This window comes from Leifsonia sp. NPDC014704, from assembly GCF_043083605.1.
Taxonomy (GTDB): domain Bacteria; phylum Actinomycetota; class Actinomycetes; order Actinomycetales; family Microbacteriaceae; genus Leifsonia.
In genome coordinates this window covers 19,023-45,504 of record NZ_JBIBYW010000002.1, presented here as the reverse complement: position 1 = coordinate 45,504, position 26,482 = coordinate 19,023, and the positions used below count along the sequence as shown (strand labels likewise).

29 protein-coding genes and 3 tRNA genes are annotated in these 26,482 nt (G+C 68.4%); 24 read left to right on the top strand and 8 right to left on the bottom strand.

The window, feature by feature from the left end:
- A complete protein-coding gene (locus ACF1AJ_RS11595; RefSeq protein WP_391507510.1) occupies positions 1–1,017 on the top strand; it encodes an alpha/beta hydrolase in 1,017 nt (338 codons plus the stop codon).
- Here ACF1AJ_RS11595 and ACF1AJ_RS11590 read toward each other — a convergent pair.
- Positions 1,004–1,492: a YajQ family cyclic di-GMP-binding protein gene (locus tag ACF1AJ_RS11590; protein WP_309856050.1), complete on the bottom strand. Its 489-nt coding sequence runs from the start codon at positions 1,490–1,492 to the stop codon at positions 1,004–1,006. The two genes, ACF1AJ_RS11595 and ACF1AJ_RS11590, sit on opposite strands and share 14 nt — an antisense overlap.
- 128 nt (positions 1,493–1,620) lie before the next feature.
- Between ACF1AJ_RS11590 and ACF1AJ_RS11585 the strand changes: the two genes are divergently transcribed.
- The 5 genes from ACF1AJ_RS11585 to ACF1AJ_RS11565 all read left to right on the top strand — a co-directional run bounded on the left by ACF1AJ_RS11585 (position 1,621) and on the right by ACF1AJ_RS11565 (position 6,419).
- Positions 1,621–2,310 (top strand): DedA family protein, encoded by a 690-nt coding sequence (locus ACF1AJ_RS11585; RefSeq protein ID WP_391507509.1) that lies wholly within the window; start codon positions 1,621–1,623, stop codon positions 2,308–2,310.
- Positions 2,307–3,539 carry a sensor histidine kinase gene (locus tag ACF1AJ_RS11580; RefSeq protein ID WP_391507508.1) on the top strand — a complete coding sequence of 411 codons (1,233 nt, stop codon included), beginning with the start codon at positions 2,307–2,309 and terminating at the stop codon, positions 3,537–3,539. Before ACF1AJ_RS11585 ends, ACF1AJ_RS11580 begins: the two co-directional genes overlap by 4 nt.
- Positions 3,536–4,207 (top strand): response regulator transcription factor, encoded by a 672-nt coding sequence (locus tag ACF1AJ_RS11575; protein WP_020075885.1) that lies wholly within the window; start codon positions 3,536–3,538, stop codon positions 4,205–4,207. The genes ACF1AJ_RS11580 and ACF1AJ_RS11575 overlap by 4 nt, the downstream gene beginning before the upstream one ends.
- A 159-nt stretch (positions 4,208–4,366) precedes the next feature.
- Complete coding sequence (locus tag ACF1AJ_RS11570; RefSeq protein ID WP_391507507.1) at positions 4,367–5,743, top strand: acyltransferase; 1,377 nt, start codon at positions 4,367–4,369, stop codon at positions 5,741–5,743.
- A 28-nt stretch (positions 5,744–5,771) separates the two neighbouring features.
- Positions 5,772–6,419, top strand: coding sequence for a heme oxygenase (biliverdin-producing) (locus ACF1AJ_RS11565; protein ID WP_391507506.1), 648 nt, complete (start codon positions 5,772–5,774; stop codon positions 6,417–6,419).
- 12 nt (positions 6,420–6,431) lie between these two features.
- Here ACF1AJ_RS11565 and ACF1AJ_RS11560 read toward each other — a convergent pair whose 3' ends face one another.
- Both ACF1AJ_RS11560 and ACF1AJ_RS11555 read right to left on the bottom strand, forming a co-directional pair.
- The gene (locus ACF1AJ_RS11560; RefSeq protein ID WP_391507505.1) at positions 6,432–6,575 is read right to left on the bottom strand and encodes a hypothetical protein; all 144 of its coding nucleotides are present in this window, start codon (positions 6,573–6,575) and stop codon (positions 6,432–6,434) included.
- Positions 6,576–6,642: 67 nt separating this feature from the next.
- On the bottom strand, positions 6,643–7,125 hold the full coding sequence (locus tag ACF1AJ_RS11555; protein ID WP_391507504.1) for a nucleoside deaminase: 483 nt from the start codon (positions 7,123–7,125) through the stop codon (positions 6,643–6,645).
- Positions 7,126–7,253: 128 nt separating this feature from the next.
- Here ACF1AJ_RS11555 and ACF1AJ_RS11550 point away from each other — a divergent pair, with 128 nt between their 5' ends.
- The 3 genes from ACF1AJ_RS11550 to ACF1AJ_RS11540 all read left to right on the top strand — a co-directional run bounded on the left by ACF1AJ_RS11550 (position 7,254) and on the right by ACF1AJ_RS11540 (position 8,834).
- A complete protein-coding gene (locus tag ACF1AJ_RS11550; protein WP_391507503.1) occupies positions 7,254–7,604 on the top strand; it encodes a helix-turn-helix domain-containing protein in 351 nt (116 codons plus the stop codon).
- 110 nt (positions 7,605–7,714) lie between these two features.
- Positions 7,715–7,796 (top strand) — tRNA-Tyr (locus ACF1AJ_RS11545).
- Between the two features lie 225 nt (positions 7,797–8,021).
- Positions 8,022–8,834: an inositol monophosphatase family protein gene (locus tag ACF1AJ_RS11540; protein ID WP_391507502.1), complete on the top strand. Its 813-nt coding sequence runs from the start codon at positions 8,022–8,024 to the stop codon at positions 8,832–8,834.
- 12 nt (positions 8,835–8,846) lie between these two features.
- On the opposite strand, the gene ACF1AJ_RS11535 is transcribed toward ACF1AJ_RS11540, so the two are convergent.
- The 3 genes from ACF1AJ_RS11535 to ACF1AJ_RS11525 all read right to left on the bottom strand — a co-directional run bounded on the left by ACF1AJ_RS11535 (position 8,847) and on the right by ACF1AJ_RS11525 (position 12,640).
- On the bottom strand, positions 8,847–10,595 hold the full coding sequence (locus ACF1AJ_RS11535; RefSeq protein WP_391507501.1) for a glycoside hydrolase family 13 protein: 1,749 nt from the start codon (positions 10,593–10,595) through the stop codon (positions 8,847–8,849).
- Between the two features lie 25 nt (positions 10,596–10,620).
- A complete protein-coding gene (locus tag ACF1AJ_RS11530; RefSeq protein WP_391507500.1) occupies positions 10,621–11,649 on the bottom strand; it encodes a LacI family DNA-binding transcriptional regulator in 1,029 nt (342 codons plus the stop codon).
- Between the two features lie 133 nt (positions 11,650–11,782).
- Positions 11,783–12,640 (bottom strand): pentapeptide repeat-containing protein, encoded by an 858-nt coding sequence (locus ACF1AJ_RS11525; RefSeq protein ID WP_391507499.1) that lies wholly within the window; start codon positions 12,638–12,640, stop codon positions 11,783–11,785.
- 110 nt (positions 12,641–12,750) lie between these two features.
- Between ACF1AJ_RS11525 and ACF1AJ_RS11520 the strand changes: the two genes are divergently transcribed.
- The 3 genes from ACF1AJ_RS11520 (at position 12,751) to ACF1AJ_RS11510 (ending at position 14,016) form a co-directional block, all read left to right on the top strand.
- On the top strand, positions 12,751–13,707 hold the full coding sequence (locus tag ACF1AJ_RS11520) for an aldo/keto reductase (protein ID WP_391507498.1): 957 nt from the start codon (positions 12,751–12,753) through the stop codon (positions 13,705–13,707).
- A 118-nt stretch (positions 13,708–13,825) separates the two neighbouring features.
- Positions 13,826–13,897, top strand: a tRNA-Thr gene (locus ACF1AJ_RS11515).
- A gap of 45 nt (positions 13,898–13,942) precedes the next feature.
- A tRNA-Met gene (locus tag ACF1AJ_RS11510) sits at positions 13,943–14,016 on the top strand.
- Positions 14,017–14,109: 93 nt separating this feature from the next.
- Here the strand turns inward: ACF1AJ_RS11510 and ACF1AJ_RS11505 are convergent.
- Together ACF1AJ_RS11505 and ACF1AJ_RS11500 are read right to left on the bottom strand one after the other, a co-directional pair.
- On the bottom strand, positions 14,110–15,276 hold the full coding sequence (locus ACF1AJ_RS11505) for a tyrosine-type recombinase/integrase (protein ID WP_391507497.1): 1,167 nt from the start codon (positions 15,274–15,276) through the stop codon (positions 14,110–14,112).
- Between the two features lie 42 nt (positions 15,277–15,318).
- Positions 15,319–15,801: a hypothetical protein gene (locus ACF1AJ_RS11500; RefSeq protein WP_391507496.1), complete on the bottom strand. Its 483-nt coding sequence runs from the start codon at positions 15,799–15,801 to the stop codon at positions 15,319–15,321.
- A 213-nt stretch (positions 15,802–16,014) separates the two neighbouring features.
- Between ACF1AJ_RS11500 and ACF1AJ_RS11495 the strand changes: the two genes are divergently transcribed.
- The 12 genes from ACF1AJ_RS11495 to ACF1AJ_RS11440 all read left to right on the top strand — a co-directional run bounded on the left by ACF1AJ_RS11495 (position 16,015) and on the right by ACF1AJ_RS11440 (position 26,450).
- The gene (locus ACF1AJ_RS11495; protein ID WP_391507495.1) at positions 16,015–16,212 is read left to right on the top strand and encodes a helix-turn-helix transcriptional regulator; all 198 of its coding nucleotides are present in this window, start codon (positions 16,015–16,017) and stop codon (positions 16,210–16,212) included.
- Positions 16,213–16,676: 464 nt separating this feature from the next.
- On the top strand, positions 16,677–17,420 hold the full coding sequence (locus tag ACF1AJ_RS11490) for a hypothetical protein (protein WP_391507494.1): 744 nt from the start codon (positions 16,677–16,679) through the stop codon (positions 17,418–17,420).
- Positions 17,417–18,520 carry a hypothetical protein gene (locus ACF1AJ_RS11485; protein ID WP_391507493.1) on the top strand — a complete coding sequence of 368 codons (1,104 nt, stop codon included), beginning with the start codon at positions 17,417–17,419 and terminating at the stop codon, positions 18,518–18,520. The genes ACF1AJ_RS11490 and ACF1AJ_RS11485 overlap by 4 nt, the downstream gene beginning before the upstream one ends.
- 87 nt (positions 18,521–18,607) lie before the next feature.
- Positions 18,608–19,261 (top strand): hypothetical protein, encoded by a 654-nt coding sequence (locus tag ACF1AJ_RS11480; RefSeq protein ID WP_391507492.1) that lies wholly within the window; start codon positions 18,608–18,610, stop codon positions 19,259–19,261.
- A gap of 4 nt (positions 19,262–19,265) precedes the next feature.
- Positions 19,266–19,421, top strand: coding sequence for a hypothetical protein (locus ACF1AJ_RS11475; RefSeq protein WP_391507491.1), 156 nt, complete (start codon positions 19,266–19,268; stop codon positions 19,419–19,421).
- Positions 19,418–19,741 carry a hypothetical protein gene (locus ACF1AJ_RS11470; protein ID WP_391507490.1) on the top strand — a complete coding sequence of 108 codons (324 nt, stop codon included), beginning with the start codon at positions 19,418–19,420 and terminating at the stop codon, positions 19,739–19,741. Before ACF1AJ_RS11475 ends, ACF1AJ_RS11470 begins: the two co-directional genes overlap by 4 nt.
- Positions 19,742–19,746: 5 nt before the next feature.
- Positions 19,747–20,784, top strand: a complete 1,038-nt coding sequence (locus ACF1AJ_RS11465; protein WP_391507489.1) for a hypothetical protein — start codon at positions 19,747–19,749, stop codon at positions 20,782–20,784.
- Between the two features lie 3 nt (positions 20,785–20,787).
- Positions 20,788–22,323: an SCO6880 family protein gene (locus ACF1AJ_RS11460; protein ID WP_391507488.1), complete on the top strand. Its 1,536-nt coding sequence runs from the start codon at positions 20,788–20,790 to the stop codon at positions 22,321–22,323.
- Positions 22,324–22,328: 5 nt separating this feature from the next.
- The gene (locus ACF1AJ_RS11455; RefSeq protein WP_391507487.1) at positions 22,329–23,777 is read left to right on the top strand and encodes an ATP-binding protein; all 1,449 of its coding nucleotides are present in this window, start codon (positions 22,329–22,331) and stop codon (positions 23,775–23,777) included.
- Positions 23,774–25,579: a type IV secretory system conjugative DNA transfer family protein gene (locus tag ACF1AJ_RS11450; RefSeq protein WP_391507486.1), complete on the top strand. Its 1,806-nt coding sequence runs from the start codon at positions 23,774–23,776 to the stop codon at positions 25,577–25,579. Before ACF1AJ_RS11455 ends, ACF1AJ_RS11450 begins: the two co-directional genes overlap by 4 nt.
- A complete protein-coding gene (locus ACF1AJ_RS11445; protein WP_391507485.1) occupies positions 25,579–25,983 on the top strand; it encodes a hypothetical protein in 405 nt (134 codons plus the stop codon). Before ACF1AJ_RS11450 ends, ACF1AJ_RS11445 begins: the two co-directional genes overlap by 1 nt.
- Complete coding sequence (locus ACF1AJ_RS11440) at positions 25,980–26,450, top strand: hypothetical protein (RefSeq protein WP_391507484.1); 471 nt, start codon at positions 25,980–25,982, stop codon at positions 26,448–26,450. The genes ACF1AJ_RS11445 and ACF1AJ_RS11440 overlap by 4 nt, the downstream gene beginning before the upstream one ends.
- The last annotated feature ends 32 nt before the right edge of the window (positions 26,451–26,482 follow it).

Sequence of the window (26,482 nt, the reverse complement as noted above, 5' to 3'; positions counted from 1 at the left end):
ATGTCGAACGCGCACGAGTGGGTCCCCGACGTCCTCGGGGAGCCGTTCGAGCAGCTGACGCTGCCGCTGCAACCGGATGCGGAAGGCGACGTCGTCGCCACTCTCGTCCGGTACTCGCCGCCGCCGCGACTCCACCTGCATCGTCGGCCCGCGGCCGACACCGACGTGCTGTACGTGCACGGCTGGTCGGACTACTTCTTCCAGACCGAGCTCGCCGAGTTCTGGCACGACCAGGGCGCGCGGTTCCACGCGCTCGATCTGCGCAAGTACGGCCGTAGTCTCCGGCAGGGCCAGACTCCGGGGTTCGTGGACGACCTGGCCGTCTACGACGAAGACATCGCGGCGGCCCTCGACGCGATCGGTCACGGCGAGGCACCGGACGTGGACGCCGCACCCCGCCCGCGCTCGCGCCGACTCGTCCTGCTCGGCCACTCGACCGGCGGCCTCACCCTCAGCCTGTGGGCCGACCGCCACCCCGGTCGAGCGGATGCGCTCATCCTGAACAGCCCCTGGCTCGAGTTCCAGGCCCGGTCGGCGGGTCGCGCCGCGCTGACGCCGCTCATCGACCTGCACGCGCGCATCGACCCGAAGGCGGCGATGCCCAACGTCGACCTGGGCTTCTACAGCCGGACGGTGTCACGCACCATGGACGGCGAGTGGGACTACGACCTGGCCTGGCGCCCGATCCGCGGCTTCCCGGTCCACCCCGCCTGGCTGGTGGCCGTGCTGGCCGGGCATGCGCGGGTCGCGGCCGGTCTGCACATCGACGCACCCGTGCTGACCCTGCTGTCCGAGCGTTCGACGCTGCTGCCGCACTGGACCCCGGACATGCTGACCTCCGACGTGGTGCTCGTCGTCCGCGACATCGCTCAGCGCGCGCTGCAACTCGGGCCGACCGTCACCGTGTCGTGGGTGGAGGACGCCCTCCACGACGTGTTCCTGTCGCGACCCCCGGTGCGCCAGGCGGCGTACGCATCCATCTCGCAATGGATGCGCGGGTACCTCAGCGGAAGTTGACGAACTGGACGGCCACGTCCAGGTCCGCGTTCTTGAGCAGCGCCATGGTGGCCTGCAGGTCGTCGCGGCTCTTGGAGCTGACGCGCAGCTCGTCGCCCTGGATCTGCGACTTCACGCTCTTGGGCGCCTCATCGCGGATCAGCTTGTTGATCTTCTTGGCCGCATCCTGCTCGATGCCGTTCTTGAGCCCGACCTCGATGCGGAACTCCTTGCCGGACGCATACGGCGCCCCGGTGTCGAGCGACTTGAGGGTGATGCCGCGCTTGATGAACTTCGACTCGAGCACCTCGAGCACGGCCTTCACGCGCTCCTCGGTGTTGGCCTTGAGCAGGATCTTCTCGCCGCTCCACTCGACGGATGCGCCGACGTTTTTGAAGTCGTAGCGCTGGTCCACCTCTTTGCGGGCCTGATTGACGGCGTTGTCCGCCTCCATCTTGTCGACCTTGCTGACGACGTCGAACGAGGAGTCTGCCATGGTGTCCGTCCTTCCCGTAGTGAGCTGCTCCCAGTCTACGAGGCGGGGACGGATCCCTCCGCGGTAGGGGTCTGACCGGTACTCCCGGGGGACGCGCGGAGGGCACTCCGATTCCTATCGTCGGGACCATGGACGCCATCAACGACTTCATCGCGGCAGCGGCCGCCTCTCCGTGGGTCTATCTCGTCGTCTTCGCGGTCGTGCTGGTGGACGCCTTCTTCCCGCCGGTTCCCAGCGAGTCTGTCGTGATCGGCGCGTCTGCTGCGGCGGTCGCCGTCGGCGTTCCCAACCTTCCCCTGGTGCTGGCATGCGCCGCCGCGGGGGCGATCGTGGGCGACAACCTCACCTTCGCGCTCGGGAGGACGCTGGGGCTCGACCGGTTCCGGGTGCTGCGGAGGCCGCGGATGGCCGCCGCCGTGGAGCGCGCACGGCGCGGGGTCCATGCCCGCGCCGGCGTTCTCATCCTGTCGGCGCGGTACGTCCCGGTCGGCCGGGTGGCCGTGAATCTGGTGGCCGGCGCCTCCGGACTGGCCTGGCGCCGGTTCGTCGGATTGTCGGTCATCGCGGGCGTCTCGTGGGCGCTCTACTCGGTTACAGTGGGGGTGGTCGCGGCCCAGTGGCTGCACGGCAACGCGTTCCTGGCGATGGTCGTCGGCATCGCGATCGGCGTCGGCACGGGGGTCATGGTGGATGCGCTCCTGCGCCGCGCCGCTCGCCGACGGCTTCTGCGGGCGGGCGACGAGTCGTCGCCCGTCGTCTCGTCCGAGCCCGAGCACGCCGGAGCGCGAACCGCCGCGCTGGAGGGAGAACGCCGATGACTGCGAACAGTCTCCCCACCACCGCCCGGGTGGACCGGTGGCTCCTGGTGCTGTGGATCGCCGCCGCGGCGGCGTCCGTCGCCATCGTCGCGGTGTCCGCTTCCCTCGCAGCGGCCGTCTACGGCGTGCCGGTCGCCCTCGCCCTGCTTCTGGCGCTCCTCCAGGGAGCGTCCATCGTCGGCTCCCTGCTCTGGCCGCGCGTCGCGGCCGCTGCTGCCGCCGTCGCACTGCTGGGCTTCGCCGTCTCTTCACCGGCGACGGCGACCGCTCCGTGGCCGGTGTCGGCCCCATCCATCGTCGCGTTCTCGGCCACGATCGCACTCGTCGTGGTCCGGGGCGCCTGGCGTCCCGGACTGGGGGCGTGGGTCGTCGCGGTCGTGGGAGCGGTGATCGTCGGAGTCGTCGGCGGAGCGGCGGCAGGCGCGGCCAGCGGGGTCGACGGCACCGCGACGGCCGACCTGATCGTGTTCGCGTCCGTCAGCGGAGCGGTCCTCCTCGGGGCGTTGCTCGTCTCACGCTGGCAGGACGTTCGCCGCCAGTTGGTGCGCGAACGCCAGACCTCCGCGGGCGAGCTCGCGCGGCGTGAGGTCGCGGAGGAGCGGACGCGCATCGCCCGCGAGCTGCACGACATCGTGGCGCACGGGATGTCGGCGATTCAGGTGCAGGCGTCGAGCGCGAAGTACCGCATCCCCTCGCTTCCCGACGAGGCGGTCGCCGAGTTCGACGACCTCGCCGCGACCGCGCGCATCGCGATGGGCGAGATGCGGCGACTCCTCGGGGTGCTCCGCAGCGACGACAGCGGGGTGGAGACGGCGCCGCAGCCGGGCGTGACGGACATTCCGGCGTTGGTCGCCGATGCGGCGCGGCGCGGACGGGTGGAGCTCGTCGGCGCCGACGTCGACACGAGCGGCATGGACGCGATCACCTCGCTCGCCGCCTACCGGGTCGTGCAGGAGTCGCTGAGCAATGTCGCGCGGCACGCGACCGACGCCGCCACCGTGGTCCGCCTGGACCGGGTGGACGACTCGCTCGCCATCGAGGTCCGCAATGCCCCGGCCCCCGGTCGCCCCGCCTCGCCGCCTGCTCCCGACGGCGGTGGCCACGGGATCCGCGGGATGCGGGAGAGGGCTGAGCTGCTCGGCGGCACGCTGACCGCCGCCGCCCAACCCGACGGCGGGTTCGTCGTGCGTGCGGTCCTCCCGCTCGCCGGGAAGAATGGGACGCCGTGACGATCTCCGTGCTCGTGGTCGACGACCAGGCGATGGTCCGCGCAGGCTTCGCCGCCATCCTCGCCGCTCAGGACGGGATCGACGTGCTCGGCCAGGCGTCCGACGGTGCCGAAGGCGTCGAGCTGGCGCGCCGCCTGCGACCGGATGTCGTGCTCATGGACGTCCGGATGCCCGGCATGAACGGCATCGACGCGACGCGCGAGCTCGTCCACCCGTCGCGCGGCGAGCCGCATCGACCGCTCGTGCTCGTGCTGACCACGTTCGACGCCGACGAGTACGTCTACGACGCGCTCGCCGCCGGTGCGAGCGGGTTCCTGCTCAAGGACGCGCCGCCGGACGACCTCGTCCATGCCGTCCGCGTCGTCGCGGCCGGGGAGGCGCTGCTCGCTCCGCGCGTGACCAAACGACTGCTGGAGCGGTTCGCGACCCAGCGGCCGGCCACCTCCAGCCGTGCTCTGCTGCTCGCCGACCTGACCGAGCGCGAGCGCGAGATCCTCGTGCTCATCGGGCGCGGGATGTCGAACGCCGAGATCGCGGCGCAGCTGTTCATCGCGGAGCAGACCGTGAAGACGCACGTGAGCCGCATCTTCACCAAGCTGGGCCTGCGCGACCGGGTGCAGGCCGTGATCCTGGCCTTCGACGCCGGGCTCGTCGAACCGGCGCCGTAACACCGCTGGCAGGGCTGCGCCGCTGGCACCGCTGGGCCGATGACGCGACCCCTACCGCGGTAGTGCCCGGGGTTGGCTCCGCGGAGGGACGCGGCGGTCGGCACCGCATCGAGACGCTCATACCGACCGGTCACCGGGACCGGACGGAAGGAACGCCCGATGTCTCTCGCAGCCGCCACGCTCGCGCCCGACTCCCCGCCGGTTCCGGCGAGAGCGGCCGCGGGTCCGCATCCCGACCGCGTTCCGACCTCCCGCCGTGACGCCGCAGTGGATGTGGCCCGCGCCTGGTGCCTCACCGTCGTCGTCGCCCTCCACGCTCTGATGGTGGGCGTCTCCGTCACAGCGGACGGGCCCGTGCTCCAGAACGCGATGGAGCATTGGAGCGGGTTCGGCATCCTGACCTGGTTCGGCCAGGTGATGCCGCTGTTCTTCGTGCTGGGCGGGTTCTCCGGGTTCCTGCAGTGGGAGCGTGCACGCCGGCGCGGAGCCGGGTACGGCGTCCAGCTCGCCGGCCGTCTGCGGCGCCTCTTCGTGCCCGCGATCGCGGCCGTACTCGCGATCGCGGTGGTGCTGGGCCTGCTGCAGCTGACCGGCGTGCCGGAGGACATCGTGGCGACTGCGGGCTTCCGGCTCAGCCAGCCGCTGTGGTTCCTCGGCGTGTACGTCGTGTGCACGGCGGCGCTTCCCCCGCTGGCCGCCCTGCATCGGCGTCGGCCCGCGATCGCGCTTGCGGGTCTCGGTGCCGCGGTCGTCGCCGTGGATGTGGTGCGCGCATCCACGGGCGTGGCCGCCGTTGGCCTGATCAATCTGCTCTTCGTATGGCTGCTCGCCCAGCAGCTGGGATTCGTTCTCGCAACGGCTCCCCAAGACGGCTGGTCAGCACGTCGAGCGAGCTGGCTGGCGGTCGCCGGTTTCGGGACTCTGGCCGTGCTGTGCGCCGCCGGCGTCTACTCTCCCGACCTCTACCTCAACCTGAACCCGCCGACCGGAGCCCTCGTGCTCCTCGGCGTCGGTCAGCTCGGCGTGTTCTCCCTCCTGCGCTCACGACTGGCGCGCCTCGCGGAGCGCCGCATCTTCGGCCGGTACGTGGCCGCGATGAACCGGCACGCAATGACCGTGTACTCGTGGCACATGCTCGTGCTGGTGCTGCTGGCGGGGGTGCTGCTCCTCGTGGGCGGCGAGTCGCTGCCTCAGCCGCTGTCGGCCGAGTGGTGGCTGACTCGGCCGCTGTGGCTGGCCGCCGCCGGGGTTGCGGTCGCAGTGGTCGCGGCGGTCGCCGGGCGGTTCGAGGCGCGGCGGTCCGATGCAAAGACCGGGACGGGATGGCGCGTTGCGGGGCCGGTTCGTGCGGTGTGCGCCGCGGCGGCGGGCGCAGGCGGCGTCCTGCTCATCCTCGTCTCCGGGTCGGCGTTGGCAGGATGGGTGATGGGTGCCGCGCTGATCCTCGCGGGTCTGGGTCTCCTGCGCTCGCCGGGCGTGCCGGCAGGGCAGCGGTCGGCCGCCTTGACGGGAGTCGCACGGGTAGGAGAGGCTTAGGCAAGCCTCCCCTAAGTCAGGAGACCCGATGGCCGAACTGATCCCCTTCTCCGAAGCCCTCCGCGAGCGCACGCGGGGTGTCCATCAGGAGAGCGAGGGCGCCGGCTTCATGCAAGACCTGATGAGCGGGCGGGGCTGCCGGGACGACTACATCCAGCTTCTCTCGCAGCACTACTTCATCTACGAGGCCCTCGAAGAGGCGGCCGTATGGATGCGCGAAGACCCGGTCGCCGCGCTGTTCATAAGCCCCAAGCTGACCCGCCTGCCGGCGATCGAAGCCGACCTGGCCTTCCTGCTCGGCGACGATTGGCGCGAGCGGATTGCGCCGCTGCCCTCGACGGCGCGGTACACGGCTCGCATCCGCGAGGTCGGTCGCACCTGGCCGGGAGGCTTCATCGCACACCACTACACGCGCTACCTCGGCGACCTGTCCGGCGGCCAGATCATCCGCACTCTGCTGCAGCGCCAGTACGGGTTCGAGACCAACGGCGTCGGGTTCTACCTCTTCGGCGACATCGCCAAGCCGAAGCTGTTCAAGGACACGTATCGGGCACAGCTGGATGCGGTCCAATGGACCGAGGAGGAGCGAGACCGCGTCATCGGCGAGGTGTCCCTGGCGTTCCGCTTCAACACGGAACTGTTCGACGACCTGGCGACGGCGAAGGCCGCTGCCTGACACGAGTCGGGATCAGGCCGTCTGCGCGAGTTGGGCGTAGTAGGTGACGTGGCAGCCGTCACCGTTGCACTCGACGCAGAGGGTGATCTCCTCACTGCGCTGGGCCGGGTCGGCCCCGGTCCCGTCGCACCGTTCGCAAATCTCCAACGTTCTCATGCCCATGATTGTGCGCCCGACCACCGACATCGGCGGCAGGTCCGTCGGGGTGTCGCGATCGTGGCGTTCAGTCGTGCCAGAAGCCGCGATGCGGATCGGCCGCTTCGTCTTCGAGGATGGGGCCGATGACCGTGACCTCGCGGCTCCCGTCGGCGAAGATGAGGCGGCACGGGTGGTCGAGCGTCGGATTCTCGGGATGGTCGCCCGTGAGGGCGCGCAGGCCCTGCTCGGAGAGGCCGTAGACGACCGTGCCGATTCCGGCCCAGTAGATCGCGCCGCTGCACATGGCGCAGGGCTCGCACGAGGTGACGAGGGTGTACCCGGGGAGCTCGGTGTGGGGGATGGCCTCCCACGCCTTCCGCACCAGGTTTGTCTCCGCGTGGCCGGTGATGTCGTTCTCGGTGACCACGGTGTTCTCCGCTTCGAGGGCGATCGTGCCGTCGGCGGCCACGAGGACCGCGCCGAACGGGTGGTTGCCGTGGGCGCGGGCGTCGATGGACACCTGGATCGCGCGTCGCACGTGGTCTTCGGTCGCTGCTGCTGCGGTCATGGGTCGGGTCCTCTTGTGTGGATGCGCGGGCGGCTGGGCCCGACACCTGTCTATCGGTGATTCTGCCGAGAGCAGAACCGCCGAAATCGACGGGCGCGGATGCGGCCGAGCCGACATAGGCTTGCGGCATGCTCGTACGGCATGCGATCGGATCGGTGCTCCGCCGGATCAGGACGGAGCGCGGGACGACGCTGCGCGAGCTCTCCGAGACCTCCAGGGTGTCGGTCCCATACCTCTCCGAGATCGAGCGGGGCCGCAAAGAGGCGTCGTCCGAGATCCTCGCCGCGCTGTGCCGCGTGCTCGGGATCAGCGAGGGTGAGCTCCTGACCCGTGTCGCGGCCGAGTTCGCGAGTGCACAGGTGCTGACTCTGGTGCCGGAGCGGGAGATCGAGCGCGAGCCCGCATCCACTCTGGAGCTGCAGTCCGCTGCGGTCGGCGGTGCCCCGCAGACCTCCGGCGTCGTCGCTCTCGCCGCCTGACGCCGGCCGTGTGGCCGCTGAGCGGGCGCTGATTTCGTCTGCAGCCGCCCGCCGAGTATTCTTGTGTGGCGCCTTCGGTCACGAGTGAACTGGTGGTCGAAAGCGCCAATGGCGAGTTACCCAAGCGGCCAAAGGGATCTGACTGTAAATCAGCTGTCTACGACTTCGGGGGTTCGAATCCCTCACTCGCCACCGCGTTCAGAACGCTCACGACAAGCCCTCGGCCACCGGCCGAGGGCTTTCGTCACGAGTGGGGGCGGTCGCATCGTCGGAGAAAACGGCTCGAATCTCCGGCCGGCCGCGGTGTGGATGGAGATCGGAAGGGTTTCCGCCATGATCGCCGACAGTGGCGGGCGTATCTCCGACGGGAGAGGGCCGCACCGGGCGCACCGCGCACAGGTCTGACAGGCTGGAGGCATGACCTCTAACGCCGAGCTGCTCGAGATCGCCGCCACCGTCGCCCGCCGCGCCGCCGCCTTCGCGCTGCAGCGCCGCCAGGACGGGGTGGAGATCGCCGCGTCCAAGTCGTCGCTCAGCGACATCGTGACGCGTGCCGACCGCGAGACCGAGCAGCTGATCCGCGACGCGCTCTCGGCCGCACGCCCGCGCGACGGGTTCCTCGGGGAGGAGTCCGGCGGCGGCAGCAGCCAGAGCGGTCTGACCTGGGTGGTCGACCCGATCGACGGGACGGTCAACTACTTCTACGGCATCCCGGCGTGGGCCGTCAGCATCGCCGTCGTCGAGGGGGACCCGGAGCCCGCGACCTGGAAGGCCCTCGCCGGTGCCGTGATGAACCCCATATCCGGCGAGGTCTTCACCGCCTACACCGGGGGAGGGGCGCGGCTGAACGGGGAGCCCATCCACGTCACCGAAGGGGTGGAGCTGCCGCTCGCCCTCATCGGCACCGGCTTCGGCTACGACGCCGACGTGCGACGCCGGCAGGCGGGATTCGTCGCCGAGCTGATCGGCGACGTGCGCGACATCCGCCGCATCGGCGCCGCGTCGCTCGACCTGTGCTCCGTCGCCGCCGGCCGGCTCGACGGGTACTACGAGCGCGGACTGAACCCCTGGGATCACGCCGCCGGCGCCCTGATCGCCCAGGAGGCCGGCGCGCGCGTCGCCGGACTCGGCGGAGGCCCGGCCGACCGCCGCCTCACGGTGGCGGCCGCGCCGGACCTCTTCGAGCAGCTGCACCCCCGCGTCGAGCGCTTCTACGCCGACTGGGAGTGACGCGGGCCGGGCTCAGACAAGCCAGGCGGTCGTGTCGCGGGGGAGCATCCCTCCGTCGAGCGCGCCGCTCGCGAGGACGACGTCGCCCTCGGGGAGCGCAACCGGCTCGTCCCCGAAGTTCACGACCACGGTGACCTCGCCGGAACGGAAGGCGAGCGTGTCGCCGCCCAGATCCATCCACTCGGGGGAGCCGAACGCCAGGTCGTAACGTCGTCGGGCCTCCAGGGCGTCCTGGTACATCGTCAGCGTCGAACCCGGAACGCCCGCCTGGGACGACCGCGTGTACGCCGCCCAGGTCGCCGGCTGGGGCAGCCAGCTCGCGGCCGTCGGCCCGAAACCGTACGACGCCTCGGCGCCCTCCCAGGGGATGGGGACGCGGCAGCCGTCCCGGCCGTACCGCTCGCCGTTGGTGCGGAACCACGTCGGGTCCTGACGCGCGTCGTCCGGCAGGTCGATCGCCTCGGGCAGTCCGAGCTCCTCGCCCTGATAGAGGTAGGCGGAACCGGGCAGGCCCAGCATCAGCGCGGTCGCCGCGCGCGCCCGGTGCAGGGCGAAGACCGGATCGGGGAGGCCGGTGGTCTTCGGACCGATGCCGTGGCCCTGCAGGTTCTCGCCGTGCAGCGCAAGACGCGTGGCGTGGCGGACGACGTCGTGGTTCGACAGCACCCAGGTGCTCGGGGCGCCGACGCTGCTGAACGCGGCGATCGAGCGGTCGATGACGCTGCGGAGGGCGGACGCGTTCCACGGGGTCTCCAGATACGCGAAGTTGAAGGTCTGCTGCATCTCGCCCGGGCGGACCCAGCGGGCGAGCTTGTCGAGAGGCTCCACCCAGGCCTCGCCGCACAGCACACGGTCGCCGGTGTACTCGTCGAGGACCTTGTGCCAGTCGCGGTAGATGGCGTGCACGCCGTCCTGCGCGAAGTAGGGAGGAGTCGGCGGCTCACCGTCGGCGTGCGCCGCGATCTCCGGCTCCAGCGGGATGCCGCCGGTCTCGAGCGACGGAGTGCTTCCGCCCATGCTGCCCATGTGCGCGGGCGGCGTGTAGTCGGGGAGGCCGGCCTCCTTGATCATGCCGTGGGCCACATCGACCCGGAAGCCGTCGACGCCGCGGTCGAGCCAGAAGCGCAGGACGTTGCGGAACTGCTCCCAGACCCACGGGTTCTCCCAGTCGAAGTCCGGCTGCGACTTGTCGAACAGGTGCAGGTACCACTGACCGGGACGGCCGTCGGCCTCGGTGATGCGCGTCCACGCCGCGCCGCCGAAGATCGACTCCCAGTTGTTCGGCGGCAGTTCGCCGTTCTCGCCCTTCCCGTCGCGGAAGATGTAGCGCGCCCGCTCGGCGCTTCCCGGACCGGCCGCGAGCGCCTCCTGGAACCAGCGGTGATCGCTCGACGAGTGGTTCGGGACGATGTCGATGATCACGCGCAGACCGAGGTCGTGGGCGGTTGCGAGCATCGTGTCGAAGTCGGCGAGGGTGCCGAAGCGGACGTCGACGTCGCAGTAGTCGGAGACGTCGTACCCGGCGTCGCGCTGCGGAGAGCTCTGGAACGGAGACAGCCAGACGGCATCCACACCCAGCTCGCGGAGAGCGGGGAGGCGGTGGGTGATGCCGGGCAGGTCGCCCATCCCATCGCCGTCCGAGTCGGCGAAGGAGCGCGGATACACCTGGTAGATGACGGCGGAGCGCCACCATTCGCGGCCGGGGGCCGACGGCGTGAGCTCGGTGTGGGGGAGGGGGGTCGGAGCGGCGATGGTGGTCACCTCGTGTTCGTGTCGGTTGTGATGGTCAGGGGTGGACGGCGGTGCTGGACCGCACGATCAGGTCCGCCGGAGCGGTGTGGCTGAGGGGTTCGGGACGTGCTCGGGCAGGAGCGCCGCGCGCAGCTTGGAGGGCGTCCAGCAGGAGCGCAGCGGCCTGCTCGCCCTGCCGATCGGGATGCTGCGCGACCGTGCTGAGCCCGAAGAAGTCGGCGAGCGGGTGGTCGTCGATGCCGATGATGGAGACGTCGCGAGGGACGGAGAGTCCGAGATCGCGGGCGGCGAGGATGGCGCCGATGGCCATCTCGTCCGATGCGGCGAAGATTGCCGTCGGGCGCTCGTGCGGCGAACCGAGCAGCTGTTTTGCTGCATCGTACCCGCCGGGGAGGGTGAAGTCGGAGGCGCGGTGCAGCTGCTCGTCGACGGGAAGGCCCGCATCCCTCAGCGACTGCTCGTACCCGAGCCGCCGGCTGGTCGGGATGTGGAAATCGAGGTCGAACTCCTGCGAGCCGCCGATGTGGGCGATGCGGCGGTGGCCCAGCGAGATCAGGTGGTCCGTCGCCAGGCGCGCGACGGCCAGATCGTCGATCGTCAGCGTGCTGACGCCGGGGAGTGGACCGCCCACACCGACGACGGGCTTGCCGAGCGCAAGGAGGCGGCCGACCTCCTGCTCCGCGAGCTCGAGCGAGACGGTGAACACCGCATCCACCCGGTTGCGCAGGAGGTGGTGATCGAAGACGCGACGGCGCTCGCCGCCGTCCCCGCTGAGGTTGTAGAGCGTGAGGTCGTAGCCCTGCCCGAGCAGGACGCGCTCGGCGCCCTCGATGACGGACGTGAAGAACCAGCGGTTGAGGTGCGGCACGACGGCGCCGATGTTGCGCGTGCGGCCGGAGGCGAGGCTGGACGCGTCAGAGGAGACGACATACCCGAGCTCCGACGCCGCCTGAACGACGCGTGCCCGTGTGCGGTCGGAGACCGGGCCGTTGCCGCTCAGAGCGCGGGAGACAGTGGCTGTGGAGACGCCGGCAAGACGCGCGACATCGTCGATCCCGGGCATCCCACCTCCTGCGTCTCGCGTCGTGTCTGATGCGGTGGAAGCGTTTGCGTCCGCCGGTGCCGTGCGGCTGGCCGCGCACAGCGGCAGTATAGCGAGTGGGGTGGAAGCGTTTGCACTCTGTGACGCGATGCGGTCAGGTCCAGTGGCCGGGCCGGTCGAGCGTCGGCGGCAGAAGGGTGCCGCCGTCGCCGGTCGCGGCGTTGACCTGCACCTGGGTGAGATAGATCGCCCTGCGGAGGTCGGCGCCGTCGAGGCGCGCATCCCGGAGGTCGGCTCCGATCAGCTCGGCACGGGACAGGTCGGCGCCGCGGAGGTCGGCGGCGATCAGAAGTGCGCCGCGGAGTTCGGCTCCGCGGAGGTCCGCTCCTCGGAGATCGGCGCCCAGGAGGTCTGCACCCGGCTGGATGCGTGAGCGCGCCGTCTTCTTCCGGCCGGAGCCGAGGGGTCCGGTGCCGACCGGTCCGGCCTCGCGGGTGAGCCGGGCGGCCTCGCGGAGGAGCTCGGCGGCGGGCCCCCGCAACTCCTCGATGTCGGAGTCGACGATGACCGCGGCCGCCGCGTCTGTCAGCGTCCGAACGTCGGCGCGTGCGCGGCGGAGCGCGGGATGGATGCGGGCTGCCGCGGGCAGTGCGAGCGCCTCTTCGAGGTACCAGAGCAGCTCGTGCAGCTGACGCATGAGCGGGAAGACGGCGAACATTTCGCGACGGCGCTCGGCGTCGTCGCGCCACCCCCTCCCGTCGAAGGTGTGCTGCGTCACCTGCTGACCGGCTCCAAAGCAGTCGAAGACCGTGCAGCCGCGGAAGCCGCTCTCGCGGAGCCTCGGGTGAATGGTGCAGAGGTCGTCCTGGTCGAGGTTGACGCAGGGATCGCCGGCGGGCTTGTCGAACGCGAAGTCGGCGGAGCGTGCGAAGGCGAGGGCGACGCAGCAGAGTCCGACGCACCGGGAGCAGTCGGCTCTCAGCTCGAGGCGGGGGTCTTCAGCGGTGCGCACCCGTCCACAGTACGGGTCCACCGCAACCTTTCCACACCCTCAGGGAGAGCCGGAATAGCCCCGAGCCGACCGCGTTAGCGTGGAAGAACGACACAACGAAGGAGAACAGCATGACTGCACCGCGCCGCACGATCGGTTCGTCCGACCTCGAGGTCTACCCGCTCTCTCTGGGGGGCAACGTCTTCGGCTGGACGGCCGACCGCGAGACATCGTTCGACGTGCTCGACGGGTACACCGCAGCGGGCGGCAACTTCGTCGACACCGCCGACGGCTACTCGGCGTGGGTGCCCGGCAACACCGGCGGTGACTCCGAGCGCATCCTCGGCGACTGGTTCGAGGCGCGCGGCAACCGCGACCAGGTGGTGCTCGCGACCAAGGTGAGCCAGCACCCCGACTTCAAGGGACTCGCTGCCGACAACATCCGCCGGGCGGCCGACGCATCGCTCGAGCGGCTGCACTCCGACTACATCGACCTCTACTACGCCCACTTCGATGACGAGACGGTGCCGCTGGAGGAGACGGTCGCGGCGCTCTCCGGCCTCGTGGATGCGGGCAAGGTCCGCTACATCGGCATCTCGAACTACTCGCCGGAGCGCATCGACGAGTGGTTCCGGATCACCGAGCGCGAGGGGCTCCACCGCGCTGTCGCCCTGCAGCCGCATTACAACCTCGTCGAGCGCGGGTACGAGACCACGTACCGCCCCATCGCCGAGCGCGAGGGCCTCGGTGTGATGCCGTACTTCGCCCTCGCCGCCGGGTTCCTGACGGGCAAGTACCGCGACGGCGTCACGGTAGACAGCGCTCGCGCGGGAGGTGCCGCGAAGTACCTCGACGACACCGGCCGAGCCGTCCTCTCGGCCCTCGACGAGGTGGCCGCCGCCCACGACGCGTCCGTCGCGTCGGTGGCCCTCGCCTGGCTGGCCGCGCAGCCGACCATCACCGCCCCGATCGCCAGCGCCCGCACCACGGAGCAGCTGCCGGACCTCCTCGCATCGGTCGACCTCGAGCTCACGGGCGACGAGCTGGAGGCGCTCGCCGGAGCCTCGGAGGCGGCCAAGGCGGCCTGACCCTCGCAGGGGGCGGGGCCGCCGCTGCCGGGCGTCCGCAATGGTACGGAGCACCCTGTCGTGGGTGGTATCCTCGAACGGTTGCCGAAAACGACGTGCCTCCGGCCGTCACGGCTCCGCCCCCTTAGCTCATTGGTAGAGCACTTCCTTGGTAAGGAAGAGGTAGTGGGTCCGATTCCCACAGGGGGCTCCGTCTCCCGTCCTGCGACTGGCTCGCTCGACGTGGGGATGCCAGGGCGGGGTAGCTCAGGTGGTTAGAGCACACGGCTCATAATCGTGGTGTCGCGGGTTCGAGTCCCGCCCTCGCTACAGTCCATATAAACACTGGGAACGGCGGCTGATGAACAGCCGCCGTTCTTTGGTTTTTAGAGCGATTTGGACACAATTTGGACACACTTCAAATCACCGAGGATCGCTCCGATGGGTCGTGGTCACCGAATTGGCCTCTGGGTGTGACGGCGCATCGACGTTGTCGAGCGCGAGTGCGGCGGCTTCATCGAGCCGGTGTGCGACGTCGTCGAGGTCGTCGTTGAAGAGGTCGGCGTAGACGTCGAGTGTCATTGCGGCGGAGGCGTGCCCGAGCATGCGTTGGACCGCCTTGACGTTGGCGCCCGCCGAGACGGCGAGGCTTGCTGTCGTGTGTCGCAGGTCGTGAATGGTCATCGGGGACAGCTCCGCCGCCGCCAACGCTTTGTCGAACCAGGAGTTCTGGCGAATTGTTGGCGTGGTTTGGTGCTCGCCGAACCTGCCGGGGAAGACGAGATCGGTTTCGGTCTTGCCGTGGATGGCGTCGCGGAGCGGTCCGTCAAGGAAAGCCGGGAAGGGAACGCTGCGTCGTTTGTGGGTCTTGGGTGATCCGACGATTACCTCGCCGCGCACGAAGACGGCGTTCTCGACGATGTGCAGCCGTCGCCGTGTGAGGTCGACGTCTTTCACTCGGAGCGCTGAGGCTTCGCCCCAGCGCACGCCCGTGTAGCCGAGCAGGAGGATCAAGGTTGCGTTGCGACCGCTCGCCTGTGCGAGTCGGTGCAACTGCTGGTGGGAGAGGTAGCGGTGCTCTTTGGATACCTTTCGGGGCAGCGAGACTCCGCGCGCGGGGTTGGAGGCGAGGCGATGGTCGCGCACCGCCACATCGAGTATGCCGGCCAGGATTCCGTAGCACCGGTGAACCAGTGCTGGTGACTTCGCCTTGCCGATGCCGTCTCCGCCGGCGCTGAGTCCGGAGACCCATTGTTGAACGTCGCTGTGCCGAATCTCGCCAATGGCTCGTGTTCCCCAGACCGGCCGGACGTGCAGCCGCCACGCAGATTCGACCACCGCGACCGATGACGGCTTGAGGTGGGTTTGCGCGGTCATCCATTGCTCGCCGAGGTCACCGATCGTGGCACGCGCTTCGGCCGCGTCGATGTAGTCTCCGCGAGACTTCTTGACCTCGACGGACGCGAGGTACAGTTCGGCGTCCCGCTTGGTGCGGAAGCCGCGCTTGTTCGCTTGGCTGTGGTCGGGTTTCCGGTAGCGCACTCGATAGCGGCGCCCGCTGGCGGATTCATAAGCTTCGATGCTTCCCATGCGCATTCTCCGCTCTCGCCGAATGACCGCGCTCGCCGCGGCCTACACTCGTGGCGGTTCTTCAATGTCGGTCAGGCCGGCGCTCGCAAGCAGACCTGCGACATCGGCGGCGTCCTTCGCGATCCGATTCATCCGCTTCTCAACGTCGGCATTTGCTGCGGTCAGATCAGGATCGCCGGAGGCGTTCTGGGACTCGAGCACGATTCTTAGCCGATCGAGCTCGCGCCGAAGAGTTCCGAGCTCCCGCACTGAGTTGAGGAGCGCGATGTCGGAGCGTTCGGATGCGTGACGCGGTCGATATGCGCTGGCCGGTGTGGCGGAGAGCCAGCAGTCGAACTCGGCCGCACTCATACCGTCGAAGTCGGCGCTGAGGTTCGGCAGGTCGAGCGCGGAGTCGGGTGACCCCATGGGGGCCAGGAGCATGCTCACCGGAACGTTCAGCCCACGAGCGATGTTGAGCAGTTGGCTGACGCTGATGTCGGCCTTCCTGCCTGACTCGATGTTCTCCAGGATCGCTTCGGTCACGTTGCCTCCCGCGATCGCCTCAGCCAGGTCGCCGGTGGTGCGAAAGCCGCGCGCTCTCCGCGCCAATCTGATCCGTACGCCGATGCCCGACTCTGTCCGAAAGTCTGCCATTTCAACAGCCTAGCGCGCCACCTGTTGTCAAGCGAGCGGAATTGCGCTACCGTTCCTGCAACAACTGAATCGCTCCTAGGTTGTCGAAACGGAGGAGATACGATGACTGGAGAGTTCATACAGCCAGCTGAAGTGGTCGAGCTGACTGGGCTGTCCCTCGCAGCACTGGCCCAGCTGCGTTACCACGGCAAGGGGCCGCGCTTCTACAAGCCGACACCGCGAACCGTCCTTTATAAGCGGGCGGAGGTGTTGGCATGGCTGGAAGCGAGCGCCCAGACGAAGACCGGAGTGTACGCATAGCCGACCAGGCGCAGTCCGCTCCCGGTGTTATCCAGGACTTCGTGGACGGCTATATCGTGCCGGTCGATCCGATGGATGATCTTCGGTGCGAGAGCTGTCAGTAGAACCAGACTTCCACCCCGGCGCGCCGCACGTCTCGAACCCCCGTTCGGGGGTAGCGTGCGGCACCAAATGGAGCGGCCGATCCTTACCCTCTTCACCGTGGTGCACGACTCACAGACCGAGTCCGGGCGGCGGTGACGCATCGTGGCTGAGACTCCCGAACCGCAGAGTCGCCCTCGCCACTCCACCTCTAAACCGGGCGCGCCGCCCACCTGAATCCCCGGCGTGATCCCGGTTCACCGTCCCAACTCATTCTGTGCTGGCGCACGCCAAGGCGTGCCGGCGCACCGCACTAACGGGTCCTTTGACCCGAACCCGATCCTTCACGCAAGCCACCTCCGCACAAGGAAGGTAGTGATCTCGTGGCTGAAGGAACCCAACTCCGCACGCGTGCGGATGCTCGACTGACCGAGCTGCTCCGCGAAGTCGACACACTGCTGCCGTACGTCCGTTTCCAGCTGCGCGGCTGGCCGAACGAGGTCGACGCAGTGCTACAGCTGGCTCGCGAAACGGTCTGGCACCGAAGCTCTCGGTACGACCCTGAACGCGGCTCACCTCACGCGTTCGTGTTCGGCATCACCCGCAATGTCGTACTCAGAGAAGTCGAACGGAAGCACGTCGTCATGGACGACGTTCCGATCGACCTCGAGTCCGATACGGACATCGACCCCCTGGATGCGCTGATCCGCAGGTTCGACGCGCACCGGTGGATGGTGTTGGTCGCGGACTTCGTGGGTCCATCCGACTGGCAGGTGATGGGCGACCTCAGCCTGGCCAACGGCGACGCTGACCGGGTGGCGGACGCCCATCAGATGTCCAAACGCGGCCTCCGCTCGGTGCATGACCGGGTGTGTCAAACCGCGCGAACCGTGCTGGCCGCCCTGGCAGCCGCGGATGCCGGACTGCCTCTGACCGGGTCGGTGATCGTGTCCTGCGTTCCCGACGTTGGTGGCTTTCGGGAGGTAGCGCAAATGATTGGCGAGGACGCGACCACCATCGCCGATACGCTCCACATCCACCCGGGGTCCGCGCGGGCGCGGATCGCCACCGCGAAGCGGCTGCTGATGATCGCCCGTGTCGTGCTCGAGCAGGAAGCTGCCGCATGATCAGCGCCAGCGCAGCGGCAGCTCACGCGGTGACGCATTCGAAGACGATCCGGAACCTGCTGATCGTTGCCGCGGTCATCGTCCTCGTCGTCCCTCTGGCACTGGTCGCGGTGCCGGTCACCCTGGTGCTCGCGATGGGAGCCAACGGGTTCGGCGGTGGCGGGGGAGCGTGCGGCGGATCCGCACCATCGGTGAACGCGGGTAGCACGGTCGATGGGTACGGGCCGGAGCAGCTGAAGATCGCCGCGACGATCATCACCGTTGGTCAGCAAATGAGCGTTCCCCCGCACGGACTGACGTTGGCGCTGATGGTCGCGATCGGCGAGTCCGGACTCCGCAACCTCGACCACGGCGACGCCGTCGACAACACCACCATCGGTGTCTTCCAGCAGGGCACCAGCTACGGCACGCGGGCGCAGCGGATGGACCCGGCGACCGCAGCCGCCGCGTTCTACACGCGGATGCTGCGCGTCCCGGACTGGCAGACCACGGCTCCCACCCTGGTCGCACACACGGTCCAGATCAACGCGGACCCGAACCACTACGCCCCGTTCTGGACGCCCGCCGTACAGGTCCTCGCCGCCCTGACTGGGGCCAGTGCGGGGTCGTGCCAGGTGCCGGCTGACGCTCGGGCGGCGGCAGCCGTTTTAGTGGGGGCGATCCAAGCGAACAAGCTCAACTTCCTCGAGGCCCGCTACGAACAGCAAGTCCTAAACATGGCGGACGGGACCGCAACATCGGACTGCGCCATCGATGCCCACGTCCTGCAACTGATTGTCGTTGCGGTCCAGGCGTTCCAGCAGGTGGGGGTCAGCGACCTCAACCGGCGTTGCACTGGCATGACGCCCGGCGCTGGCACTGCGTCCGCGCACTGGAAGGGCAAGGCGGTCGATTTCTACGCGATCAATCGCCAGTCCCTCAGTGGAGCAGATGCCCTCTCGCTCCAGCTGATCCACACGCTGGACCCCTACGCGCCGCACGGGTCGTCGATCGGTCAAAGCGACTGCCGCGCCCGCGCCAACGTGTCCTTAGGCGCCCTGCTCAACATCACCAGCGCCTTCCCCGACACCTGCAACCACCAACACATCCAGGTGCCCTGAATCAGAGATACCCGAAATGCGCGCCAAAAACCGTCCCAAACCGGAAGTTCCAAGTGAAGGGCGCACACGAGACCGAGGTGAAGTGAGATGACCAGGAAGCTGATCGCATTGGGGGCGCTCATCCCATGTCTGGTCCTGGCCGGTTGCGCGGCCGCACCCCAAGCAACGAACCCTTCGCTCACGACCGTCGCACCGACGACCTCGACCCGAACCCCGGCTGAGGCTGCGACGCCAGCCGCGGACGGCATCGTCGATACGGTCTACGTCCAGGTCTTCCCGGAGAAGACCTTCAAGGCCAAGCACGGCTGCCGCTGCACACTTCCGAACTCGTCGCAGGAACTTTTCCCGGCCGGCACACCGGTGATCTTCGTGAAGTTCACCATGACCGGCGAGTGGAAGCCCTCGCAGGGTAACCAGACCTATCAGGATGTCACCGGTGCGACCCTGAAGGGCACCCAGTTCGATGGTCGACCAGAGCCTGCGGTCCTAGACACCGCCGACGGACCCACCCTTGCAAAGGCCAACGGGCTCGCCTGGCTGCCGAGCGGACTTTTCCACGGTAAGTCCACCTGGACCATCCCAAACGACAAAGAACGCTCATTTGCCGCTGCCTGGTACCTCCCCATCGGTGTCGACAGGCTCCTGCTCACCATGGACGTCCCCTCGGAAGGACAACCATTGCGACTGGCCGTCCCTCTTCCCGCCTCTGCCACGAGCGCAGCGAATCCGAGTGGGGAGTGACCTCGTGAACCTTCTGCTGACTCTGCTTGGCGTCTTGGGGCTCGTCGCCGTCACGCTCCTCGGCATCGTCGGATCCGGGCTGTTGGCGGCGAAGCGGATGGCCGAAATGAACGAACCCCCGTCGAAACCAGATCCCACCGGAAGGAAGACCAAATCATGAACGCGCTCAACGACGCCCTCGTCCTCGTTCACTCCCGCACTATCACCGTCACGACCGTGAACAATCCGTCCCCGGACTTCTCTGGACCCGGGGTCGGCGCCCTTCAGTCGATTGCGAACGTCGTGTTCGCCATCGTCCTCACCCTCGGCGTGATCGGCGGTCTCATCGCCGCCGGTTTCATCGTCGTCGGCCACATCTCCAGCAACGGGCGCGTGCAGAAGATGGGCATCGTCGGCGTCGTCAGCTGTGTTGCTGGAGTCGCCGTTGCCGCCGGAATCGCCGGACTCATCAACTGGGGCCAGTCCCTCCACGTGGCGTGATCGTGATGCTTGTCCTCGCCGCGCCACCGGATCCGTTCTCGCCGAACTACGGCTGCTTCATCTCCGACTTCGGCTGCCAAGCCTCCCAGACCCTCGCTCAATTCATGGGCTCCACGATCCGCAACCTCGGCGACTTCATCGCCACCATGATCGCCGGCTCGTTCAACACCAACATCGACCAGAGCAGCTGGGAGATCGCACACTCCCAATTCTTGTTCTGGGTTGCCATCACCGCACCGGCGATCCTCATCGTCGCCCTGATACAAATCGGGATCGCGATGATCCTGCAAGACTGGGCACGCATCGGCCGAACGGCAGCCGGCGCCGCCCTCGCCATCCCGTTCGCCGCCATCTGCGTGTGGGGCATGCAGAAGGCCTCCGGCGTCACCGACGCGGTCACCGCCAGCCTCACCTCCACCGTCCAAGGCGGAGATCTCAGCCAGGGACTGCTGCGAGTAGTGGGGATCCTCGACATCACAAAGCAGGCGCCGAACGCAGTCATGCACAACTCCCAATTCACCCAAGGAGGCGTCGTCTTCACCATCGCCGCGCAAGGCGCGCAAGGCCCCGGCGCCGTCGGGGAGTACGTCCTCGCGTTGCTCGTTGTCGGGCTCATGATGATCGCCTCCCTGTTCCTGTTCATCGCCATGGCCATCCGCGAGTTCGGGCTCCTCGCCCTCGCAGCGATGGCCCCAGTTGGGCTGATGATGATCGGCCAGCCCAAGCTCACCGCCTGGGTACAACGCTGGATGAACCTCACCATCGGACTACTTATCGCCAAACCTCTCGCTGCCGGCGTTGTCCTCCTCGCCGTCGAACTGACCAAGTCCAGCCTCAGCATCGGAGTCATCCTCGTCGCCGCCGGCGCCGTGATCGCCGCCTCCTTCTCCCCGTTATGGGCGACCAAGCTCGTGTCCTTTGCGGGCGCGGAAGTGGGCACCGCTCTACATCACCGCTTCTCCGTGCGTGACCAGTTCTCGCGAGCCTCCACCGCAACCGCTCCCGTACGGACTGCCGCGCGGGTCATCAGGGTTGGGAAGTAACTCATGACCACCTTCACCGCCGACCAGATCATCACCGACGAAGGAGCACCCCGTGTGCGTTTCGCCGCCCGCGAGCGCCGCGGCATCTTCCTCGGTCTCACCTTCCTCCAGCTCGTCGTGATTGGCGGCGCCGTCGCCATCCTGCTGGCAACGCTCTTCATCAACCCCAACGCGCTCTGGGTGATGCTGCCGATGATCGCCCTCATCGTCTTCTTCGCTCTGGCGACGTACCGGCGTGAACCGGTGCTAGTGATCGCCGCCCAAGCCACCCGATACGTGTACCGCAGCATCGCCGGCCAGACGGTGTTCCGCCGGGACGTCTGGCTGCGGGTCGCTACCGCGTCGCTGAACGTCGGCCACGCACAGGTTGCTGCGGTCACCCCGGTCGTGACCTCGAGGTTCCTGCTTCCCGGCGCGCTAGGGGACGTGCAGATCCTGCAGATCCCCGGTGCCGGCGCGTTCATTTACAACGCACACGGCCGGCTCGCTTCGATCACCGTGCGGGTCGGATCCCGGGCGTGGGCGCTCCGCGACAAGGGCACCCAAGAAGCCGCCTACGACGGCTTCGTCGAGTGGCTCAGCTCCCTAGAGAACCTGCCCGGCGTGCGAGAGACCACCATCCGCGTCCGCGTCGACCGAGCCTCCTCCAACGAGCTCCGCGACTACCTCATCGCCCGCGAAGGCGAACACGCCCCACAGGTCAGCCCCGAACTGCGACAGCAATACTGGGAGCTGACCCAGGCCGCGTCCAAGCGGTCGATGGGATTCACGAACTACGTCACCCTCACTTTCGACACCGGTGCGCTCAACGGGGCGATCCGCGATGCAGGCAAGGGAACCACCGGGCTCGCCGCCGTCCTCAAAGAGCGCGTCGCTGGCATCGAGACCTCGATGGAGCACGCGCGCCTCACCCCGGCCGGGTGGTTAACTTCCGACGACTTGGACGAGCTGCTCGCGCTTTCTGCGGACCCCGTCTCGGCCGCGACCCGGCGTGAACGGGACGCCACGCTCGAGCCGCAGCCCGCCCCGCCAGTGATGGGCATTGACGAGGGCTGGGACGCGATGCGCGTCGATGAGTCCTGGCACCAGACCTTCTGGGTCGCCGAATGGCCCCGTACCGACGTCCGCACCGGTTTCCTCGAGCCCCTCCTCTACGCCGGGGATGCGACCCGGGTGATCACGTTGCAGGTGCGGCCCGTGGCCACGCATAAGGCGCTGGCTCAGCTGAACCGCGCCCAGTCCGACATGGAGACCGCCGCGACCATCCGGATGAAGCTGTCCTCCCGGATCCCGCTCACCCACCTGCGCGAGGAGGAGGACCTGGCGGTCCGCGAGCACGACCTCGTCGACGGATTCGGAGACGTCCAGTACCGCGGCTTCGTCACCATCTCCGCCGAGTCCAAGGACGCACTCGCCAAGGCGCGCACCGACATCGAGCAGGCCTCCCACCCGGCACGGCTAGTGCTGGCGTCGCTGTCGGGGCAGCAAGCCGCCGGGTTCGTCACCGGCGCCCTGCCGGTGCCGCTGGAAGGGGAGTGACAACGATGAAGCCGAACACGGTCATCGGCCGTATCCCCGCCGACGAGAAGCCCGGCGCCAACGGCCGCCACCGCCATGGCACCGACGTGAACAAGAACCCGTCGTGGAAGATCCAGTCCGCGGAACTGCCGGCGTCAAAGATGCCGACGTGGGGGTGGAAGCAGCCGCACAACCTGCGTGGCCCGCTGCGTGCCACCCCACCCGCACATCGCTGCAGCTCGAAGGTCCTGGGCGGCGCGTACCCGTTCCTGGCCGAGACCGGCGACATCCTCACCGGCGCGTACATCGGCGAAAACCTCCTCTCTCGGGCACCGTTCTGCTTCGACCCCTGGGACGCCTACTCCGCCGAAGCCGTCCGCTCCCACTCCGTCGCCATCCTGGGCGTGAAGGGCACCGGTAAGTCAATGCTCGCCAAGTCCTGGTCCTCCCGGCTCGCCCGGCTCGGTCGGAAGATCGCGGTCCCGCACGACCCGAACGGGGAGTGGGTGCGCGTGGCCGCCTACGTTGGCGGCAGCTCCATTTCCGTTGGCCCCGGCAAAGCCGCCCGCATCAACCTCCTCGACGAGGGACCGCGCGACGCGTCGTTCTCGGACGAGGACTGGAACCAGAACGTCCTCCAATACCGGCGGGCCACCGTGAAGACGATCATCCGTCGGTTGCGGGAAGGCGGGAACCTGGAGCCGGTCGAGCACACGGCCCTCGATGTCGCCCTCGACTCTCTCCGTGGCCAATCGACGGTGACCATCACCCACGTCTACGACCGGCTGGTCGATCCCAATGAAGGTCTACCGATCGAGGTCGCGGACGCGGGCCACCGGCTCGCGCATTCACTGCGCCGCATGGTGTCCGGCGACCTCACCGGATTCTTCGACGGACCCTCCACCATCCGCTTCGACGCCGACGCCCCGATGATGGTCGTCGACACCTCCGCCCTGAAAGGCGCATCCCCAGAAGCGCAGGCATTGGCTCGGTTGGCGACGGCGAACTGGATCCGCCGCGCCAGCCTCGGCGCGAACCGGCAGGCCCGGGTCATCATCCACGAAGAGGCCGCCGTCGAACTCCTCAACGATGTCTCCGGCGGTGACGGCCTCGCGGACCGGGTCGAGGACGAGAAGGTCGCCCGTCACCTGGGCACCTCTAACTGGTACCTCCTCCACCGCGTCGCCGACCTGGACGCGCTGGGCGACCGCAACAGCGCCCTCCACTCACGCGCGCTTGGGCTCCTCGCCGACTGCGAGACCCGCATCTCCTACGCCCAGCACTCCGGGGAGATCGCCCGGTCCCGGGAGGTTCTGGGTTGGAACGACACCCAAGCCGACCTCGTCCGAAAGCTCCACAAGGGCGAAGGACTCTGGCAGATCGGCCAAGACCGGGTCGCCAAGGTCCGCAACATCTGCACCGACTACGAACTCGGCATCTTCCGCACCGACACCATGGGCGGTGAGCGAGCATGAGAAACGACCACTCCTCCTGGACCCACCTCGCCCTCTACAGCCTCTTCGTCATCGTGATCGCCGGCGCGCTGACCACCGGAATCGCCAGCGCCACCATCAACGTGGCTTGCGGAGGTGGCGGCCAGCCGGGAAGCGTCTTCGCCGGCCTACAGCTCGCGATGAGTGGCGACCCGGGCGGCTTCGCACTGCAGCCCGGATGTACCGCACCGGTCACCTTGATCCGTGTGCTCGACATCATCGCCGTGCTCCTCCTTCTCGGCGCTGTCGGAGTGGCCGTGGTGTGGTGGCTTCGGTACCGGCAATCGGACCGGCACTTCATCCACGACCTGCGCGGGCGCGAAGGGCTGGCCAAGCCCGCCGAAGTCCGCAAGCACACCTCCGCACGCGCCGCTCTGCGTCGTGCGAAGGTGTTGCGTCCGTCGCTGTCCAACCCGACGCCGTCGGCTGCTGGATGGAAGGTGGGCAGCGCTCATGGGCAGGACGTTTACGTGTCGATTGAGGACTCGATCGTTGTCGAGGGCGCACCCCGGTCCGGCAAGGGCTACCGGTTCATCATCAACGCGATCCTCGACTGGTACGGCCCCCTGATCACCACCTCTACCCGCAACGACAACCTCGCAGCCACCATGCGCGAACGCGCCCGGATCGGCGATGTGACCGTGTTCGACCCCCAGGAACTCACCGGGGTGCGCTCCGCGCTGCGGATCTCACCGGTCACCGGGTGCGAGGACCCTCTCATCGCGGACCAGCGAGGGCAAGCCATCGTCGCCGGCACCGCGCTGGGTACGTCAAAGACCAACCAGGAATGGGCGCAGGTGTCCTCCTCCGTGCTCTCCCGGCTTCTGCACGCGGCCGCCGTCTCCGGCCGAGGAATTGACGCGCTCGCCCGCTGGGGGTCCAACCCGCGGCTCGCTCTGGAAGCGGTCGGAGTGCTCGCCAACCAGGGGACCCCAGGTTGGTCCGAGGACCTCGACGCGATCATCAACGGCGACGAGAAACTCCTCGCGAACTCCTGGTTCGGCGTCTTCGGCGCCCTCCGCCCCCTGTCCATCCCCGCAATACGGAAGGCGATGACCCCAGGTTCGGGGGAACAGTTCGACCTCGACGCGTTCCTCGCCGGTCCCAACAGCCTTTACCTCGTCGGCACCGGCGCCGGCGCCGGGTCCGTCGGCGGGTTTCTCGGCGCGATCCTCGACGACATCGTAGAAACTGCCCGCCGCAAAGCCCTCGCCTCGCCCGGCTCCCGCCTCGACCTACCGCTCGCGCTGATCCTGGACGAGATCGCCAACATGTTCTCCTGGCCCGCGCTGCCGCGGATCATGGCCGACGGTGGCGGCATCGGCATCTCCACCGTCGTCGTCCTACAGGCACTCTCGCAGGCCGAGACCGCGTGGTCACGGTCGGAGGCCGACACGATCTGGTCCGCGGCCACCGCGAAGCTGCTCCTCGGTGGCGCGTCCGACGTCGGCCACCTCCGCGACATCGAATCTCTGCTTGGGCTTCGCCGGATCCGGAACACGGGGCACTCGTACAACGACACCGGGTCCTCCACGAATGTGCAGAACGAGAGGGTCCCGGTGATGACGATCGACGAGATCCGCCGCATGCCCGAAACCGTCGGCCTCCTCGCCTACCGGAACCGGCGCGGCATCCTGCTCGACCTCCGTGGCTGGACCGACCGTGACGACTCCCGCCAGATCAGCACCGGCAAAAAGCTCACCGAGCTCGACCAGCAGGTCGTGTTCGCCGAGCAGTACCAAGCCGCTCTCGATCGCCGGGGATCAGAGGGAGAGGGCAACTGATGTCCAACCGTCGCCGTCCCGCCCGGGACAACACCTACCGCACCACCTACCTGCACTCCGCAGCTTGGTTCGCTCGCCGCGACCGTTGGTTCACGGACGAGCAGAGCCGCAACGGCGAGGCTCGCTGCGCACTCTGCCTCGGCGCCGGCGACTCTCGTTCCCTCGAGCTGCACCACCTCGACTACCGCGGCGTCACCCAAACCCCACACGGCTGGACCGCGCACGAACAACACCAAGACCTGATCGCGCTGCACCCCCGCTGCCACGAATACGTCCACCAGCTCATCGACCGCGACCGTGTCTTCTCCGGGTTCGTTTCCCGCCGCACCGCCTCCCTTCAAGCCATAGGCCGACTGCAGGCCAAGATCGCCCACTACATCGAAGCCTCACTGGAACAGCAGTGACCGACGACACCCCACTCGAGGACCTCGTCGCCTCGCTCGCCCAGGGATGGGAGGACCAGGCTCCTCGGCAAAGTCCCGGCATGCTCGACATCCGCGTCATCAACTGGCGCACCCTCGCCGACGCGGACGCACCAGAAGTCTGGACCGACCTGCGCAACTGGGTGACCTGGTTCACCCACCGGTACAACCTCCCCACCCGAAAGATCCCACCCTGCTGGTTCAAACACGGCGCCCTCGTCGAAGAACTCTCCGCCCTGCACACCGCCTGGCTCGTCTCCTACGACAGCCTCGACGCCGGCTACGGACCCATCGGCTGGCACGAACGCCTCGCCGTCGCCATCCCACGCTTAGCCACTTGGTACAACGGCGAATGCCACAACGGCCACACAGAAGTTTCGCAGACCGGCGACGACACCCTGCCCGCCGACTGGGGCGACTGGATCAGCCACAGCCATGCCGGCCCCTGATCGAACAGCCGTATTGCGCGCGGTTTGAGCGC

Bases quoted from the DNA above. Each gene is read 5' to 3' on its own strand.
- ACF1AJ_RS11595 (WP_391507510.1), top strand. From the start codon at position 1: ATGTCGAACGCGCACGAGTGGGTCCCCGACGTCCTCGGGGAGCCGTTC.
- ACF1AJ_RS11590 (WP_309856050.1), bottom strand. From the start codon at position 1,492: ATGGCAGACTCCTCGTTCGACGTCGTCAGCAAGGTCGACAAGATGGAG.
- ACF1AJ_RS11585 (WP_391507509.1), top strand. From the start codon at position 1,621: ATGGACGCCATCAACGACTTCATCGCGGCAGCGGCCGCCTCTCCGTGG.
- ACF1AJ_RS11580 (WP_391507508.1), top strand. From the start codon at position 2,307: ATGACTGCGAACAGTCTCCCCACCACCGCCCGGGTGGACCGGTGGCTC.
- ACF1AJ_RS11570 (WP_391507507.1), top strand. From the start codon at position 4,367: ATGTCTCTCGCAGCCGCCACGCTCGCGCCCGACTCCCCGCCGGTTCCG.
- ACF1AJ_RS11565 (WP_391507506.1), top strand. From the start codon at position 5,772: ATGGCCGAACTGATCCCCTTCTCCGAAGCCCTCCGCGAGCGCACGCGG.
- ACF1AJ_RS11560 (WP_391507505.1), bottom strand. From the start codon at position 6,575: ATGAGAACGTTGGAGATTTGCGAACGGTGCGACGGGACCGGGGCCGAC.
- ACF1AJ_RS11555 (WP_391507504.1), bottom strand. From the start codon at position 7,125: ATGACCGCAGCAGCAGCGACCGAAGACCACGTGCGACGCGCGATCCAG.
- ACF1AJ_RS11550 (WP_391507503.1), top strand. From the start codon at position 7,254: ATGCTCGTACGGCATGCGATCGGATCGGTGCTCCGCCGGATCAGGACG.
- ACF1AJ_RS11540 (WP_391507502.1), top strand. From the start codon at position 8,022: ATGACCTCTAACGCCGAGCTGCTCGAGATCGCCGCCACCGTCGCCCGC.
- ACF1AJ_RS11530 (WP_391507500.1), bottom strand. From the start codon at position 11,649: ATGCCCGGGATCGACGATGTCGCGCGTCTTGCCGGCGTCTCCACAGCC.
- ACF1AJ_RS11520 (WP_391507498.1), top strand. From the start codon at position 12,751: ATGACTGCACCGCGCCGCACGATCGGTTCGTCCGACCTCGAGGTCTAC.
- ACF1AJ_RS11505 (WP_391507497.1), bottom strand. From the start codon at position 15,276: ATGGGAAGCATCGAAGCTTATGAATCCGCCAGCGGGCGCCGCTATCGA.
- ACF1AJ_RS11495 (WP_391507495.1), top strand. From the start codon at position 16,015: ATGACTGGAGAGTTCATACAGCCAGCTGAAGTGGTCGAGCTGACTGGG.
- ACF1AJ_RS11485 (WP_391507493.1), top strand. From the start codon at position 17,417: ATGATCAGCGCCAGCGCAGCGGCAGCTCACGCGGTGACGCATTCGAAG.
- ACF1AJ_RS11480 (WP_391507492.1), top strand. From the start codon at position 18,608: ATGACCAGGAAGCTGATCGCATTGGGGGCGCTCATCCCATGTCTGGTC.
- ACF1AJ_RS11470 (WP_391507490.1), top strand. From the start codon at position 19,418: ATGAACGCGCTCAACGACGCCCTCGTCCTCGTTCACTCCCGCACTATC.
- ACF1AJ_RS11465 (WP_391507489.1), top strand. From the start codon at position 19,747: ATGCTTGTCCTCGCCGCGCCACCGGATCCGTTCTCGCCGAACTACGGC.
- ACF1AJ_RS11460 (WP_391507488.1), top strand. From the start codon at position 20,788: ATGACCACCTTCACCGCCGACCAGATCATCACCGACGAAGGAGCACCC.
- ACF1AJ_RS11455 (WP_391507487.1), top strand. From the start codon at position 22,329: ATGAAGCCGAACACGGTCATCGGCCGTATCCCCGCCGACGAGAAGCCC.
- ACF1AJ_RS11450 (WP_391507486.1), top strand. From the start codon at position 23,774: ATGAGAAACGACCACTCCTCCTGGACCCACCTCGCCCTCTACAGCCTC.
- ACF1AJ_RS11445 (WP_391507485.1), top strand. From the start codon at position 25,579: ATGTCCAACCGTCGCCGTCCCGCCCGGGACAACACCTACCGCACCACC.